At 64.5% G+C, this 16,272-nt stretch carries 8 protein-coding genes; 3 read left to right on the top strand and 5 right to left on the bottom strand.

The window, feature by feature from the left end; translation table 11 throughout:
* Positions 1-105: 105 nt before the first annotated feature.
* From EJB06_RS25125 to EJB06_RS25115, 3 genes are read left to right on the top strand one after another with little or no spacing between them, the layout of a single operon-like run.
* The gene (locus tag EJB06_RS25125) at positions 106-1,119 is read left to right on the top strand and encodes a hypothetical protein (RefSeq protein ID WP_126076771.1); all 1,014 of its coding nucleotides are present in this window, start codon (positions 106-108) and stop codon (positions 1,117-1,119) included.
* Between the two features lie 48 nt (positions 1,120-1,167).
* The gene (locus EJB06_RS25120) at positions 1,168-4,743 is read left to right on the top strand and encodes a T6SS effector BTH_I2691 family protein (protein ID WP_126076770.1); all 3,576 of its coding nucleotides are present in this window, start codon (positions 1,168-1,170) and stop codon (positions 4,741-4,743) included.
* The gene (locus tag EJB06_RS25115; protein WP_126076769.1) at positions 4,740-5,945 is read left to right on the top strand and encodes a DUF6708 domain-containing protein; all 1,206 of its coding nucleotides are present in this window, start codon (positions 4,740-4,742) and stop codon (positions 5,943-5,945) included. Before EJB06_RS25120 ends, EJB06_RS25115 begins: the two co-directional genes overlap by 4 nt.
* 604 nt (positions 5,946-6,549) lie before the next feature.
* On the opposite strand, the gene EJB06_RS25110 is transcribed toward EJB06_RS25115, so the two are convergent.
* The 5 genes from EJB06_RS25110 to tssM all read right to left on the bottom strand — a co-directional run bounded on the left by EJB06_RS25110 (position 6,550) and on the right by tssM (position 16,263).
* Positions 6,550-9,381 (bottom strand): type VI secretion system Vgr family protein, encoded by a 2,832-nt coding sequence (locus tag EJB06_RS25110; RefSeq protein ID WP_229427277.1) that lies wholly within the window; start codon positions 9,379-9,381, stop codon positions 6,550-6,552.
* Positions 9,382-9,559: 178 nt separating this feature from the next.
* The gene (tssA, locus tag EJB06_RS25105; RefSeq protein ID WP_126076768.1) at positions 9,560-10,624 is read right to left on the bottom strand and encodes a type VI secretion system protein TssA; all 1,065 of its coding nucleotides are present in this window, start codon (positions 10,622-10,624) and stop codon (positions 9,560-9,562) included.
* A 24-nt stretch (positions 10,625-10,648) separates the two neighbouring features.
* The gene (locus EJB06_RS25100) at positions 10,649-11,416 is read right to left on the bottom strand and encodes an OmpA family protein (protein WP_126076767.1); all 768 of its coding nucleotides are present in this window, start codon (positions 11,414-11,416) and stop codon (positions 10,649-10,651) included.
* 3 nt (positions 11,417-11,419) lie between these two features.
* Complete coding sequence (gene tagF, locus EJB06_RS25095; protein WP_126076766.1) at positions 11,420-12,406, bottom strand: type VI secretion system-associated protein TagF; 987 nt, start codon at positions 12,404-12,406, stop codon at positions 11,420-11,422.
* The gene (gene tssM / locus EJB06_RS25090) at positions 12,403-16,263 is read right to left on the bottom strand and encodes a type VI secretion system membrane subunit TssM (RefSeq protein ID WP_126076873.1); all 3,861 of its coding nucleotides are present in this window, start codon (positions 16,261-16,263) and stop codon (positions 12,403-12,405) included. Before tssM ends, tagF begins: the two co-directional genes overlap by 4 nt.
* Between the last annotated feature and the right edge of the window lie 9 nt (positions 16,264-16,272).

The raw sequence follows: 16,272 nt of genomic DNA, 5'->3' as shown, positions 1-16,272 counted from the left end.
ATTCTCTAGTCTCCACCAATGAGGTGGTCAGACACTGCAATACGGATTGATGCTGGCTGGTGGCAGGACATATCGAATGAGGCGCTGTTTCTTCCGGGACATGTAATGACGAACGAACTAGCTACTTTCCGGGCGGCCCTGCTGCAAGCCGTTCGCGCAGCCCGCGACGCCCGTCCGGATGCGCACATCCATCTGGTGTATTCTCCCGAACTGTTCGACCCGCTTGACCTGGTGGGCGACACGCGACGCGATATGGGACTCATTCATGCGCCGGACCATCTAGCCAGTGTCAGCGCCGACAGGGATCGATCGCCGCGCCTGCTGACGCTCGACTGCCGCCGGGTGGCGAGCTACCTACTCGAAAGCGATGCGGCGCTCGACGATCCGGCATTCGAGCAGAGTATTACCCAGTCGCATGCCGAAATTTGCCTGGCGCAAGCCTACAACGCGGAGTTGGGCAACGATGAGCGCGAATTCTCGGAGTATGCCATCGGTGGCTGGCTGATCTCCACCGAATCGGCCAAGGTGGTGGCAGCGCGTTTACGCGGCTTTTCGTCTCAGGGACGCACCTGGGTGCGTTGGACCAACCCCGCCATCTTGAGCACCGTATGGCCCAGCATGACCCCTGAGCAGCGCCATGCGATGATGGGCGATGCGGCATGGCTCAGTTTCGATGCTGGCGCCGTCCTCGTTCAGCATGCCGCCACGGCGCCTCCGGTTGCTGCGTCCGACGTTCCCGGCACCGTCCTGAGCTTCGCACCCCGTCTCGATGCGCAGCAGCTGAGCCGGGTGGCTAACGTACCGCTGGTGCGCGATCTACTTGCAGCGTGGAAAAGCATGTGCGAGGCGGAGGGCGTGGCCTTGCCCCGGAACGCCGAGCAAGACCTGCATGCGCACGTCATACGCGCACAGCAGGCCGGGCTGGGTGCGGAATCGGTCGCGATCTACACGATGACCCTCGTCCAGCTCACGCAGGGGGCAAGCGACGACGGCGAATGGCGCGCACTGGTCGACCACGCGGCGCATCAGGGCCTGGCCCTTCGCGACCTGCTCGATACGCTGTCCGATCCTTTCTGGACTCGCTACAGCATACCTGAGTACGCAAGCAAGAGCGGCTGACTCGCCTTTCCATAATCGCCCCCAATTCACGCAATTCGAAGGTACATCATGAGCGACACCGCAATCGCGACACCGAAGCAAAAAATTATCGATAAGGCGAGCAAGGCTGTCGCTGGAAAGCCGGTGTGCGATCCGAAGTCGCCGTGCCAGCCCTGCCAGCGCGCAGACTTGCAGCTGCTGGTCGTGTTGCCGTCGGTGGTGCCGTCAGACCATACCCCGGCGCTTGGCGCGGCCGGATACTCGTGGTCGTCCAACTTCGACGCTGCCTTGGCTGCGACCAAGCGTGAAGCGACCACCCGGGTTGCGCGCATCATGCGTGAGGGCTATGTTTATCTGTACTACTTTCACCGCAAGCGCTGGGACGTTTGGCAAGTCATGAACAATGGCTTGACGCGCAAGATCATGAACCAGGTTGACAAGGCAGCGTACGAAAAGCTGCAAGGCGGTTTTGTCGGTGCGCCGGTGCCGAAGTCATGCAGCCGCGGCGCCGCCAATGTACCGGCTCACCTGATCAGCGTACAGGGCGCCAAGACCACGCCCAAGGTGTGGATGGCCTTCAGTTCGCAGTTGTGGTCCGGTTTTGCGCTCCAGCGTTACGCCGATAATCCCGCTGGCACGGTGCCAGGCCCGGACGGCAAGTCCATCCCCGTCGATTTGCGCGCGCTGCGTGGCTGTGAAATCAATCCGCAAGCGATTCTCGAGGGAACGCTGCCGCCAACGGCACTGCCGCTGCGCACCGACGTCCTGGAACACAGCGTGGCGGATTTTGTAAAGAGCGGCAACGATGTTTACCGCAGTGCGTTTGCCGCCGCGCTCTCCCCGATGGACGAACGGCGGTTTGGCTTAGCGCAAACGTTTTCCGATTCGGTACGCGAACTCGAGCGCGCCAGCGCGCCGCCCGGCAACCCAAAGTTGTATCTGGAAAAGTCCATCGTCCTCATGTTGCCAGATGCATTAGGGGTCGTGGAAGAGCATAACCATTTACGCCTGATCGAGCAGGATGCCAAGAAGATGTGGACTATCGGGGCGAATGGCGTTTCGCAAAAGCCCGACCCGGAGCGCAGCTGGAAATTGCTTTCGGCCCAGCATGCCGACATGATCGAGCAATGGGAGGCGGCAAGCGAAGCGAAGTCGATTACCGACGCTGCCGAGCGCGATCTGGAGAGCATGCATGCACCCGTGACGGAAGAAGTCTTTATCCGGGGGCGTGACGCCGGAAAATATCCTCCGGGTACGGACTGGTTTCCCTTGCATATTCAGGACGGAGGGCGTGAAGGTTTCCTGAAAATGGATGCCTCCGGGAAGCCGATTGAGCAGACTGTCGCGTCGATCTATAAGCCGGGTACGCAAACGCGGCTTGGCCGCCTGATTCTTCCGCCCGATATGGTCCAGAAGGCTGCCAATCGACGTGGCGCCGACCGGGCAACGGGTTTCCGCGATCGTCTTCGGGGCCGGCTTAAATACGGCGAAATGAAGGCATTTTCCGACGCCTATAAGGCCGAGTCCGATTTATGGGACAAGCGGATCCTGCGTTTCGACCGGGACTACCTTGCATGGCGTGATAGCGCGCCGTTCAAGGAACTCATCCTGTACGACTACAATTGCGACATCAGTTTGGCCAAGATCGTTCCGGCGTTCGGCACGGTCGATCAACAGGTGGGCGAGGTCATGGCGCGCACCATCGCCCTGGAGAAGGCATTCGGCGGCGGCGCCATCACACCCGATTCGGCCAAGGCCATGGCGGCACAGTACAAATTGAAGCCTGAAGACCCGGCAAGCTGGATCGACAGCTCCCTGTATAAACCGTTCAGCTGGAATGACAATCTGGTGAAGGATAAGGGCAACCAGTCTGAAGCGGTCGAGAACGTCGCTGCGGTCTACGAGCTCGGCGTATCGGTCATCGAAGCCATTCAACGGCACAAACACAGGCAACATTATGAAAGCGCGGCCCGGAGCCTGCTGGCCAGCCGCGCGCAGTTGACCATGCTGGTGGCATCCGCCGTCGATCCCATCACGGCAAAGAAGCTCGGTTTGACGGCGCACTCCGCGACCCAGGCGCAGAAATATGTAAAAATGAATCTCAGCATTGAGTTGCTGATGGAAGATCTTTTGTCGCCAACGCCGGGGCAAAGGGCGGCGGAAAAATTCGTTTTCAACTTCAAGATCCCTGCGGGGGTGGCGATCAGCGAAGTACAGAGCGCCATGCACGGGCGCATCGTTCCGGCGGAGTTCAGTGAAAAAAAGAACACCAGCCGCGCGCAACGCCGCTATACACAGCGCCAGTTCAGGGCGCTTCGGGGACGCTTCAAGGGTGAAATGAACTATCCGATTTTGGTGGATAAGGAGCTAATCGCCAAGATGCAGCGGGAAGCAACGCCGGGGACTAACATGGTCAAAGTGGTTCCAGATAGCGTACTCGGCAAGTCAAGTGGTGTCATCGAGATCCCGGAAGCCGTTGCAAGACGTATGATCCGCGAGCAAGCGTTCAAGTATCGTTCGCTTAGCAACCTGAAAAGCGCAAATTTTATGACGCTGGGCGGCATTGGTTTTGTGCAGGTTATGGGCTTGCTGGAGGCCGCTAAAAAGATATCGGGTGAACAGGGCCTCGAACAGATCGATGGGACGCTGTCGACCCTGTCGTCCGTGATGGGGGTTGCTGAAACGCTCACGAGCTTCAAATTGCATGCATGGACAATGCGTACTGACGGCATGCGGACGATGTTGGCAACCACAGCGTCGAAGATGGCCTTGATTCGCGTGGCCGCGGGATCGTTTGGGGTTGCTGGCGGTTTGATCGATGCTGCCTTGGCCTTCATTAAAGCCGACTATGCGCTGCGCTCGGGAGACAAGCAAACTGCCGAAATCTACAAGACCGCTGGCAGGCTGTACGTTGGCTCATCTGTCCTCAGCGGCTTGGGCACATTTGCCGCCTATCAGGGTTTCATGGGCGGATCCATCGCCCGCATGGTGGGCGTGCGCGCACTGATGCTCATGGGAGCCTGGGCGGTCGGTGTGGGGGTTTTGCTGGCGCTGGCGGCATTCGGATACATGTTATACGCACTACATACGGCCTATCAGAAGACCGATCTTTTCCTTGATCGCAGCTATTGGGGTAAGGGAGAGCACGAAAAGTTCGGGATCAATGTACGCCAGCAACTCGACGTCACGCACGCCAATCCGCGTCTGAACCACGCTGCGCGCGGTGCTGCCATCAACGTGCTGGTAAACGACGGCATGACGGCCGAGGTCGAAGCTTTCCTCGCGCTGACCATCGGTATCAGCGTCGATTTCGAATGGCACAAGAATTGGTTCGATGACGAAGCAGTCGCTGTGAAATTCACGGCAGGTGCCTGGCCGGAGAATCGTACCGTCAAGATCAAGATTGAATTGTATGCGAAAAACTCGACCCGTATTGTGGTCATGGACGTCGATGGTGCGGTGTTGACATCGAAGATCGGTGATGACGGGAAAGAAGTTTTCGAGCTGGAAAAAGCATGGGTATTCAAGGACGACAGCCATGAACGCTACAGTCATGCGCGCGTCAATTTTTCGGCCCATGAAAAAACGGACAATGGCGTGGATCTGGTTATGCGGGATACCCTTGTTGCCAGGAGGGACGCTTGAGCCGCACAGGTCGACGTGGATCTGCGGAGCGCGGCGCAACACGCGCACCGGTCTCGCCAGGTAGCAATCCGGATCGGATCGTGTTGCGCGACATGCGCTTTGACACGCCCGAGGCAAGCGCGATGTTTCTCAGTTTCCGTTATCGCCACGCTAGTTTCCGCGGGGTGGAGGGCGATGGGGTCAGGCTCCCGTCAAACAGGGAATCGGTGAGCGCGATGGCCAGCTCGGGCGGTATGGTCTATAAGGCTTTTCGCAACGGCTTAATGTACGGCGACCAACAGTCGCTCATGGCGGGAGGCGGCCTCTTTCTCGGTTTGATCGTTGTATTCATGTTTACCCAACACCTGTTTATCGGTGGGGAAAACATGTTTTCAAGCGCACTGAATGGCGTGCGCGAAGGCCAGGTGGTTCTTGCGATCACCAACATCGTCTGGCTTATCGCGATGCTGGCCGCCTTGCCGCTATTGATGCTGTTCGTTATTGGCGATCTGGTCGGTTTTCGCTTCGACAGAAGCGCTTTGTTCGATCGTCAGGCAGGCAAGGTCCACGTGTTTTCGGATAAATCGACTCCCATCGCGCCGTGGCGATACACGCTGAAAACCTACGACTGGGCCTGCGTACATGCGGAAATCGACACGATGGCCATGCTGATCGACGAACTACGGCAACCTCAGGCAGGCTTGCGGGTGGTGATCATGGACCAGCCGGGCGGCCATACCGTAGTCGACCATTTTTTGCTGGGCATCAGCGTGCCGGCCCAGCACATTCAGCCATTGCTCGACACCTGGGAGCATGTACGGCGCTTCATGCAGCACGAAGGGCCCTTGTTCGCCAGCCCGCAGGACAGGCCGAATAGCGCGCTCGGACGCAAACCCCTGTGGCGCCATCTGCTGGCATGGCCTGCCGAATACCTCTGTTCTGGCCCGGACTTGGTCAAGCTGGGATGGCGGCGCAAGAACCCTTTTATTGCGTTCGGCGCCGTCTTGTGGTTTTTCAGCCTGCCGGTTGTTGTCTTTACGTTTCTATGGGGTTTCCTGCCATGGTTAAGCGGACTGGCCAAGCGTGACCCGGTCTGGCCTGCCGATATTCTTGCCAGCGTCGGGGGCGCTTCCTTGAGCGGGAAGGAGCTCGATGCATGGCGCGATCTGGTGCCCGGCAAGGCGGACGGACAACAGGGGAGCGAGGCTGCTGAACAAAAGTAGCGCTGAGTATGCCGTGGATGCGCCATGCATGAAAGTCGACGAAATGTCCCCGACGGCAATCGAGCCGCTCCGGCCGGCGCAAGGAGGGCACGCGCGGCAGGGGCGAAACGGCTTCGGCAGTGCGGTTCGATAAGGCCGCCCTTCACCAGATGCGCTTCGATACCTCCGGAGCAAGTGCAGAATTGATGCGCTTGCGTTACCTGGACCCGGCTCGGAGAGCATCGAGGGAGGATCCCATCAGCTTGCCTCGGAGACGGTGGCATGGTTGAGCGCGCTTTTGCGGGGGAAGATAGTAAAGGTTCAGGGCACAGCGCCATCGCCGGCGTTTCAATTCCATCGCTTCGTCCTGGTGGATGTTGGCGTTGTCGGGCACGACGATGCATGGTACCGGATGCGGCTGTTCCGCGATACGATCAAGGAAGACGGGCGTCGCGCACAGTGTGCTGTTCCTCGACCGTCCACAGCAGCTTGCCGTCAGGGCCCGGCGCAGCCAGAACATTGACACGCTGCCGGTGCTCACCGGCCTCGGCACTCGGGCTGTGGCCTATCGGCGCCCATCCATACTGAAGCGGCGCAAGCAGCCTGCCGCTGCGCTGGCACCGATCTATTTCGTGCCGCCGTCCGCTTTCGCGGCCGCCAGGCGCACTTCGCACCCTTTCAGTTCGCCCACATCGAACGCCGGCAGCGCACCGCCGCCGCCACCACCGCCGGCCAGCTCCTTGAAGCCGGCCATGAACTCGACCACGCCCGGCGCATGCAGCATGATGTCGCCGCCCGCCAGTTTCATGTAGGCGCCGGCGGCGTTCATCAGCACCTGGGTCGGCGAGCCGACGGTGACGGTGGCGCCGCTGTTGACGGTCAGATCGCGGTCGGCCGTGATGCGCGTCTCGTCGCTCTGGCTCTGGGTCGAGACCTTGCCGCTCGCCGTGTGCAGGCGAATCCCGGTTTCCTGGTTGGGCTTTTCCGGCTTCTCCGCCTTGCCATACGTGAACATGCTGATGCCATCCTTGACCGCATGCAGGTAGTTGCCCTGCGTCGCGACATTGATGTCGGCCCCGGCTACCACGCTGGCGGTCGCCAGACTGCTGAGCACCGCATTGGCCGGGGTGGTGGCGGCGATGCCCACGGGGCTCGACAATTGCAAGTGCTTTTCGCTGAACGCGGTCACGCTGCCCCCGCCGGCGGCGCCATCGGATTCGGACGAGCCGCTGGAAATGCCCAGCTCGGTCTGTTTCAACACCTCGATAATGTTGCCCATGGCCTCGATCGGCGGCAACTCCTTCGGCTCCGGTTCCGCCTCGTCCTTCTCATCCTTGAGCCGTGCATTGTGCTTTTGCGCCGCCTCGGTCAGGACGATCTGCAGCTCGTGCGCCTGTTTGACCTGCGACACGGCCTTGCCCGATTCCAGCGCATCGCGCAGTCCGCCCGGGCTGGCGTCGGTCGTCAGCAGCATGCCGGCGCCGGCGCGCAGCGCCACGCTGTTCTCGGTCTTCAGTTCGGCGCCGTAGCCGGCCGGCGCCAGGCGCTGGTTGTCGGTCTGGTGGCGCAGGTGGCCCAGGTTCAGCTCGGCCGTGCCCTGGTGCGCGCCCGCGTGGCGCTGCAGCGACGCGCGCGGCTGCCCGGGCGTGTCGTCGAACACCAGCTGGCTGTACGCGCTGGCGCCGTTCTGGCTGGCCTGCATTTCCTGGCTCTTGATGCCCGACAGCACCGCCGCATGGGCGTGCGCGGCTTTCTCGCCCGGGAACCAGGCGGCGGCGTTGCCGGTAGCCGCGCCGCCGCCCACGCTGACCTGGTTGTGCTGGGCGTCGGGCTGGCCCACGCCGTTATACAGCGCGCCGATGATCACCGGGCGGTCGATATTGCCTTCCAGGAAATCGACAAGCACTTCCTGGCCCACCCTCGGCAGGGCGTTGCCGCCCCAGTTGCTGCCCGCCACCGGCGCCAGCGGCGCGGCCACGCGCACCCAGGTGCCGGCCTGGTCGTCGGCCGGGGCGCCCGTGTGGCCGTCCGGATGCGGGTGCGCCATGCGGCTGTGGCTGGCCTCGCCGCGCTGCCAGTGGAACTGCACCTTGACCCGGTGGTCGCGGTCGGTGTGGATCACGGCGCCGGGCGGGCCGACCACGATCGCGCTCTGCTGGCCGCGCACGGTCGGGCGCGGATGCAGCAGGACCCCGTGGCCGTCGCTGCGGCTGGCGCGGTAGGGCACCTTGGCGCGGATGGCGTCGATGCGGTTGCGGTACAGCGGGCGCTCGCCCATGCCGGCGCCGGTGGCGTGCAGGCTGCCCGCCGCTTCCAGCGCCAGGGCGTCGGCCAGGGGCGCGGCGCCCAGCGCGCGGTGCAGCGCGCCCTGCAGGTCGGCCGACAGGTTGTTGTGCATCAGGTGCAGCACGCGCGTGATGGCGAAGCTGCGCGCATCGTCATTGCCGGCCTGGTCGCCCAGCGCGTGCCCGCCGAGGGTGAAGGTGGTGCCGGGCGCCAGGGTGCGCACGGTGCCGGCGCCGGTGAACACTTCGCGCTGCGTATCGAGCGCGTGCATGTGGTTGTCGGCGATGCGCTGGCCCTGGGCGCGGCTGGCGTAGGCGTAGGCGCCCGGCACGTCGCGCTGGACCAGGCCCAGCGCGCCGGGCATGGTGCTGGCCGACGCCACCGGACGGCTGTCGAGGGTGCGGTAATCCCAGCTGCCCAGCTCGACGACGCCGGTCTGCAGCTTGTATTCGCTGCGCCAGCGGTCCAGGCTGTCTTCTTTCATGACCGCGCCGGGCTGGGTGAAGCGCACCTGCGCCTGCCGGTTCGGCTGGAAGGCGCCGTTATGGTCGGCAATCACCATCTCGTGGCTGCCCAGGCCGGGGCTGTCCGGATCGCCCTGGTGCTCGAAGAAATAGAACAGGCCTTCCTCGCTCATCAGGCGCTCGGCGAAGGCCAGGTCGCTCTCCTGGTACTGGGTGGTCAGGCTGCGGCGCGGGTAGGCCTCGCGCGCGGCGACGTCGAAGCGCCAGGCCGGCGCCAGCTTGCCCTGGCCTTGCCAGGAGGAGAACACGGCGTCGAGGATGTCGAACACGGTCATGTCCTGGAACACCCGGCTGTCGCGCCCGCGCGCGAGGAAGGCGGTCCACGGTTGCAGGGTAAGCGTGTAGCGCGCCAGGCCGCCGTTGGCGCCGTTCAGTTCGACCTCGGTCAGGTAGCCGTGGAAGGGCCGCGCCTGGCCGTCCTCGACCGTGAGCAGGCGCAGCAGGGCCGGCTGGCCCAGCAGCGAACGCAGCCCGATCGCGGCGTCGGTCGCGAGCGCGCCGATGGTGAAGCGAAAGCCGGCGCTGATGGTTTCTTCGCCGCGCACGCATTCGGCCAGCAGATTGTCGGCCCCGAGCGGCGTGGACAGGCGCAACAGGCGGGTGGACTGGGTGAAACTGGAGAGCATGGCGGCAAGCGGTGTCGACATGGAGGGCGGCGGGCCGGTTTCGGCCAAAGAAGTGTAGTTGCAAAAATGTTACTGTGGCCGAGATAGTAACCGGAACCGGCCTGATGCGCTACTGATGTGCACTTAAAGCAACAAGCGTTGCCGGTACTGCCTTGAAAACACGCGCGGCTCCCATCTGCGGGCGCCGCGCGGCGCGGCATCAATCGTCTTGCGGCGGTTTGACTCCGAGCAACTCTTCGATGTGGGCCATGGCGCTGGCATCCTTGACGACCGAGCGCAGCCAGACGTGCAGGTCGGTGGTGGCGGCGTCGGCGGCCTTGTCGGCGAAGTAGGATGCCGGGCTGTGCGGTTCTGTGCGGCGGAAGAACTCGGCCACGTTGCGCAATTGGGTCACGGCCTGGTCGCGCGTGCGGATCACGCCCGGCGGCCCGGACGGTACCGCCACGCCGGCCGGACCCTGTTCGTTCTCCGGCTCGGCGTAATAGAACTCGCCCGGCGCGGCCTCGGCGGCCGGCTGGGCGGCGCTGGCGGACGGCATCAGGGTGACCATGTTCTGCAGCGCTTCGCGCGCGTTCGAAAAACCGGGGCTGTCGCGCCCGAGGCGGGCGTCGGCCGCCTGTTCGAACTGGCGCAGGCCGTCCAGGCAGTACTGGGCGTCGGCGGTAAACGTCTCGCGGAACTTGGCGGAGTTGGCGCTGCGCGCCTTTTCCAGGTCGGCCAGCTTGAGCGGGGTGGCGCCGCCGCTGCTGTTATTGCTGCTGGCGCCGCCGCTGGCGTTGGCCAGCTTGCGCGCCACCTCGAAGTCGATCGTGCTGTAGCCGCGCACCCCTTCGGTGATGCGCATCTCGCGCACCAGGGCGGGGGTGCGGCCGAGGATCCACGACAGATTGCCGATGCGCTGGTCGTGGTCGTCGTCTTCGGCTTCCGGGTACAGGCCGCGCTCCCAGTACTGGTCGATCAGGCCGGCCAGCACGCGGAAGCTCTCGCCCAGGCCGCGCAGCTGGTGTTTCTTGGCGGCCGCCTCGGCCAGCCAGACCGCCAGGCGCAAGTCCTTGCTCTGCGTTTCGATCAGGGCGGCGCAGCGGGCGACCACGAAGTCCCAGTCCGCTTCCTTGATGTCGGTCACCCATTCGCCCTGGTCGAGCGAGGGATCGTCTTCCTTGCGCGCCAGGTTGATGGCGTCCAGTTCGGGCGAAAAGGCCAGGTCCTCGCCGGCTGGCCGGTCTTCGCTGATCGGGGTTAAAAGCTGTTCTGCTGCAAACATGTTGTCCTCTTGGTGGGGCGGCGCTTATTGCGCCATCCGGAATTCGATGCGTCGGTTGCGCGCGCGGCCGTCGGCGCTGTCGTTGCTGGCGACCGGGCGGTCGGCGCCCTGGCCGGAGGCGCTGAGCAGTTCGGCCTTGATGCCGGACTGGATCAGGTAAGCCTTGACCGCTTCGGCGCGCGCCTGGCTCAGGTTCTGGTTGGTGGCCTTGTTGCCCTGGCTGTCGGTGTGGCCGATGACGTCGATCTTGCGGTCCTTGAGCTTCATCATGGCGGCCGCCATTTCGTCGAGGATCGCGCGCCCGGCCGGGGTCAGGGCGGCCTTGCCGCTTTCGAATTCGACGATGCGGTTGGCCAGGGTGGTGTCGAGCACGCTCTGGTCGGCGGCCGACACGCGCAGGGTGTTGTTGACGGTGTAGGTCGGGTTCAGGCTGGCGGCGACGTTGCCGGCGATCTTCTGGCGCGTCGCTTCGCTCGCCACCTCGCCCTTGATGCTGACGGTGCTGCCGTCGATCTTGAGCTGGCCGCGCGAAATCGACTTGAGGTCGGGCGTGATCAGTTTTTGCACATAGCCGTTCCAGTTGGCCGGGGTGGCGACCTGGCCGACGGTGATCTGGTCGACCACCAGTTCGGGGCCGTAGACTTCGCGCAGGCGCGCCAGTACGGCGGCCTTGCTCGCTTCATCGGGCACGGTGCCGGAGACCAGCACCTGGCCCGGCTGGGGCACGGCGGTTTGGGCGCCGGCGGTAACTGCGCCGGCAAGCAGGATGACGAGGGCGACGAGGTGGCGCATGTTCTAGGATCCGATAAACGCCGCGCGCAAGGATTCCAGCGCGGATTTGAGTGACAAATTGGCTTGCGCCAGATAGGTGGACAGTTTCTTGACCGCGTAATCGGTGTCGGTCTGTTCCTCGACCCAGTCGAGCTGGTCGAACGTGATGTGGCGTTCCAGGCCCGCGGTCGGGTCCATGATCGCCTGCAGGGTCTGCGGCGAGGCGCCGGAAAAGCCGATCACCAGCGCCGGACGGGCATTGATGCGCGCCACGAACAGGGCCAGCTCGAAGTCGGCGCGCGCCAGGAAAGGGCTGATCAGGTGCATCCAGAAGGCCGCCACCAGATTGCGGTACATCGGGTCGACCGGCAGCGGCAGCACCAGGCTTTTTTCCAGGCGGCTGGAACTGCTGGCCATGACCGGCTGCATCAGCATGCCGATCGCCAGCAGGACCTGGCGCGCCGAGCAGTCGTAGCCGGCCTGGCCGAGCAGGGCGTCGAGCGCGCCGACGGTCTGCATGTCGAGGAAGTCTTCGAAAGCCGCTTCGTAGGCCGACGCGCGCAGGTCGACGTCGATCATGTGGGTGGCGGCCGCCTGCAGCGGGGCGGCGGCATCGGCGGCGCCGATCACGCCGGCGCTGAGCGACTCCAGCCGGTTCCACAGGCGGCTCAGCACCAGCGGCGCGTCCGGCACGAAGGTGGCCGGGTCGGGCACTTCCATCGCGCTCATCATCAGGAACGGAAAGCGCCGGTTCGACTGGTCGCTGCTGGCCACGATGTGGCCGGCGATGGCGTTCCTGCGGCGCGGGCCGACGAAGGCGAAGTGCAGCGGCGCGACCGCGTCGTAGCTGAGCTTCCAGCGGGCGTCGGCGCTCATCAGGTCCATGGCCTGGGCCAGCCAGTCGTCCAGCACCTTGATCAGGGCCGGGCTGTCGCTGCCCTTGACGAAGTCGCCCCGGCTGGGAATCTTGCCGAAGTAGCCGACCGGGGTCGGGGTGGCGGCGCGCGTCATGGCTGCGCTCCGGCCGCGCCGGCAGCGGCCGTGGCGGGCGCCGGCGCGGCCGGCGGCAGGGTCGAACTGATGATCGAGTCGGGCAGGCGCAGGCCCTTGAAGCCGCGCGACTGCGGCGCCGCCGCCGGCGCCGGACGTGGCGCCGGGGCGCCCGGGATGATCTTCAGGTTGGCGCTGACCTTGACGCCGGCGTTTTCCCAGCTCAGTTCGAAGGCGCCGTCATCCTTGCGCTTGCGCTGGGCCGATTCGACCATCTTGCGCAGGCCGAAGCGGCCCTGTTCGTTGAGCAGCACCACCGTCTGGCCCTGCGGCGTGATGGCGGTAATGCGCGAGCCCGGGGTCCCGCCCGGATTCGGCCAGACCATGCGCACGTACGGCTGCGGCTGGCCTTTCCAGCGCAGCGACTGGCCATCGATTTCGATGGTGAATTCGGAGGCGCCGGTGGCGCCCAGGGCCTGCAGCTCGAACTGGGTCTGGGCTTCGGTGCTGGCGCTGCTGGCCGCGGTGGCGTTGGCCACGCCGCCGGCCGACAGCGGCGCGATCCAGCTCGGGAAGCTCGATACCGCCGACGGCGACAGGCCGATGCCCATGTTGGCCCAGGTGCGGGCCGCGACCACGTCGCCACGGCGCACGACCAGCGGGCCGATGGTGGTGTCGAAGAACTTGGCGACCGCGCCGGAAGGGCCGAACACGAGGCCGATTTCTTCGTTGGTCGCTTCGGCGGCGCGCGCGTCGGACGAGAACGGATACTTGGCGGCCAGGTTCTGGCGGAACGGTTGCAGCACCTGGGCCGCCCACACCTTGTCGATCTCGGCTTCGGTCGGACGCACGATCACGGCGAAGGTCTGCATCAGCGGACGCACCAGGATCGGACGGATGGCCTGCTTCTGGATGTCGCTCATGCCGGTCAGCATCTGCTCGTCCACATACTTGAGCGCCTCGGCCAGTTCCGAACCGCTGCCGTCGAGGGTCTGCTGCATCAGCTGCTTGGCGCCCGGGCCCGGGTCGCCCTGGTTCTTGATGGTGTTGAAGCGGCTGCGCAGTTTCGACAGGTGTTCCATGTAGCCGCGCATCAGCGAGGCATCCTTGTCCTTGACCACCACCAGCCGCGCCACGCCGGAGAACTCGCGTCCGACCGGGCCGAGCGGCAGGTTGGCCGGATTGACGGCGTTCGGGTTGGCCGGCGTGCTGACGTTGATCTGCGACGGCTTGCGGCGCAGCACCACTTCGCGGAACCAGGTCATCAGGTCGCGCTTGGCGCTGGCGATGCCGGCGTCGGCCAGGGTCGGGTTATCCCACGAGGTCTGCTCGGCCACGGTGCTGATCAGCTTGTGGATCGGCGAGGTTTGCGGGTCGCCCAGGCGGTTCATGGCGGCCACGGCGGCTTCGAATCCGTTCAGGTCGCGGATGGTGACGCCCTGCACGAACTTCTGCCATTCCTTGGCGTAATCGTTCTTGTACATCTCGACCAGCGCCTTCTGGATCTGTTCCGGGCTGCCTTCCAGGGTCAGGTCGTTGGTCGAGGCGGTGCGCAGCACCCAGTCGGCGCTTTGCAGTTCCTTGTTGGCGGCATCCTTGAAGGCGGCCTGCACATAGCCTTCCCAGGCTTCGCGCGTGAAGCTGCCCGGCACCGCGTAGCTGCCCAGCACCAGTTCCTTGTCCTGGTCGCCGACGATGCGGCCCACCGTCATCGACGGGAAGCGGGTGGCGGCGCGCGCCTTGACGTCGGCATACACGCGTTCGCGCGCCGGCATGCCGCGCACCACCAGGCGCAGGGTGTCGCGGGTCTGGTCGACCAGGGCCAGCTTGTTCTCGATCTGCGGCCAGGACACGTCTTCCATCTGCGCCAGGTAGAAGGCGATGGTGCGTTCGGCGCTGCGGATCATCTGCTCGCGCGGCATGGCGCCGCGGTTGGCGTCGAGCCAGCCGCGCCAGAAGCGGGTCAGCTGGTCGTTCAGGTGGCCGCCTTCGAAGCGCGATTTATCGGCCAGCATCAGGTAAGTCTTGAGCGCGTTGTAGCCGTCTTCGGTGCTGCTGGCGGAGGCATCCTTGAACTGGGTGCTGACCGGCGCCGTGGCGGCGACGGCGGCCGCGGCCGCCGGGGCGCTGCCGTCGGCCGGCTTGGCCGGGGCGCCGCCGCCCGGGGCGTCGGGCGCGGCCGGCTTGACGTTGCCCTGCAGCTGGCCGGCATTCGCGTTGACTTCGGTCAGGAAGGTTTCCAGCGAGCTAGCCACCGGTTTGAGCATGATCTCGCGCACGCCGTTGAAGTATTCTTCACGCAGCTTGCGGTCGAGCATCTCGCCCTGGTACAGGCCCAGGCTGAGCGAGAGCGGACGGTCTTCGCGGTAGCGTTCCAGCTGTTCGATGCGGTCCTGCAGGATCTGCAGCGCTTCGAAGCGCGATTGCAGGTCGATCTTGTTGGACTGGATCTTGACCACCTGGTCGAGGTCGGCCTGGACGTTGTCGACCAGCTTGCGGTTGCTCATGTAGGACCAGCTCCAGCCGCCCAGGGTCAGGCCGACCATCGCGGTGGCCAGGAAGAAGGCGGCGTAGCGCATGCGGGTCTTGGTCGGGCTGGCGTACTGGGCGACCAGGTCCTTGTCGGCGAAGATCACGTTGCGGAACAGGTTGAGCAGGAAGAAACCGCTCTGGGTCTGGGTTTCGGCATGGTGCTGCGGTTGCAGCTTGATGTCGAACAATTGCGCCACGTGCTGGGAGGAGGCCGAAATCGATTCGCCTTCCTGCAGCGCGCTGGTGAAGTAAAAGCCGCGGAACACCGGCTTGAACTGGAACGGGTTTTCCTCGAACAGGGTGGCGATGAAGGTGCGCAGCGGCTGCTTGATGGTGGAAAACTCGAGCGGGAAGGTAAACACGCCGGGCGGCATGCGTTCGCGCCATTGCAGTGCCATATTGGCCGCGCTCATGTCTTTCAGGCCGTCGTACAGCTCGTCGAAGCGGGCGTCGAACTGGGCCAGGGCTTTTTCGCTGCCGGTGGCGTGGCTGTAGGGCAGGGTGGCGCCCCACACGCGGTCGCGCTCGGCGCGTTCGGTATCCTGGAAGAATTCGTTAAAGCCGGCGATCAGGTCGGCCTTGGTAAACACCACGTACACCGGGGCGTGCACTTCGAGGCGCTCGGTCAGTTCCTGCACCCGCATGCGCAGGTTCTTGGCCAGGTTGATGGCGAATTCGGGACGGTTGCCGGTCAGTTCGGCCACGCTCACCGCAATGATGATGCCGTTGATCGGGGCTTTCTTGCGGTATTTTTTCAGCAGCGACAGGAAGCCGAACCATTCGGTGCGGTCTTCGTCGACCACCGAATAGCGCCCGGCCGTGTCGAGCAGGATGCCGTCGGTGGTGAAGAACCAGTCGCAGTTGCGGGTGCCGCCGACGCCCTGGACGATCTTGCTGTCGGCAAAGGGAAACTGGAGGCCGGAACTGGCGATGGCGGTACTTTTGCCGGCCGCCGGATTGCCGATGATCATATACCACGGCAATTCGTACAGCGCCGCGTCGCCCGACAGCTGGCCCAGCTTGGAGCCCTTGATGGTGGCGATCGCATCGAGCATGCGTTTCTTGATGGTCTCGTGTTCCTGGCGCTGGGCCGGGTCGGCGCGTCCGGCCGCGTTCACCTGCTGTTCCAGCATCTCGCCCAGGTTGCCGGCCGCCTGCTGGCGCTTGTGGCGGCGCCACAGCCAGACCAGGAAGCCGAAGAACAGGGCCACCCCGAGCACGGCGAGCGCGTACTCGATGGGAATCTCGAACACCGCCGCCCCGATCAGCAAGATGGCGGCAAACGCCAACCACCCCACGACGATCAGGGTGCGACGGCTCGTCAGGAACTGCCAGATTGATTGCATCATTATCAA

Source organism: Massilia atriviolacea (assembly GCF_003953935.1).
Taxonomy (GTDB): domain Bacteria; phylum Pseudomonadota; class Gammaproteobacteria; order Burkholderiales; family Burkholderiaceae_D; genus Telluria_A; species Telluria_A atriviolacea.
The sequence above is the reverse complement of the archived record's forward strand: the minus strand, read 5'-3'. Positions and strand labels throughout refer to the sequence as shown.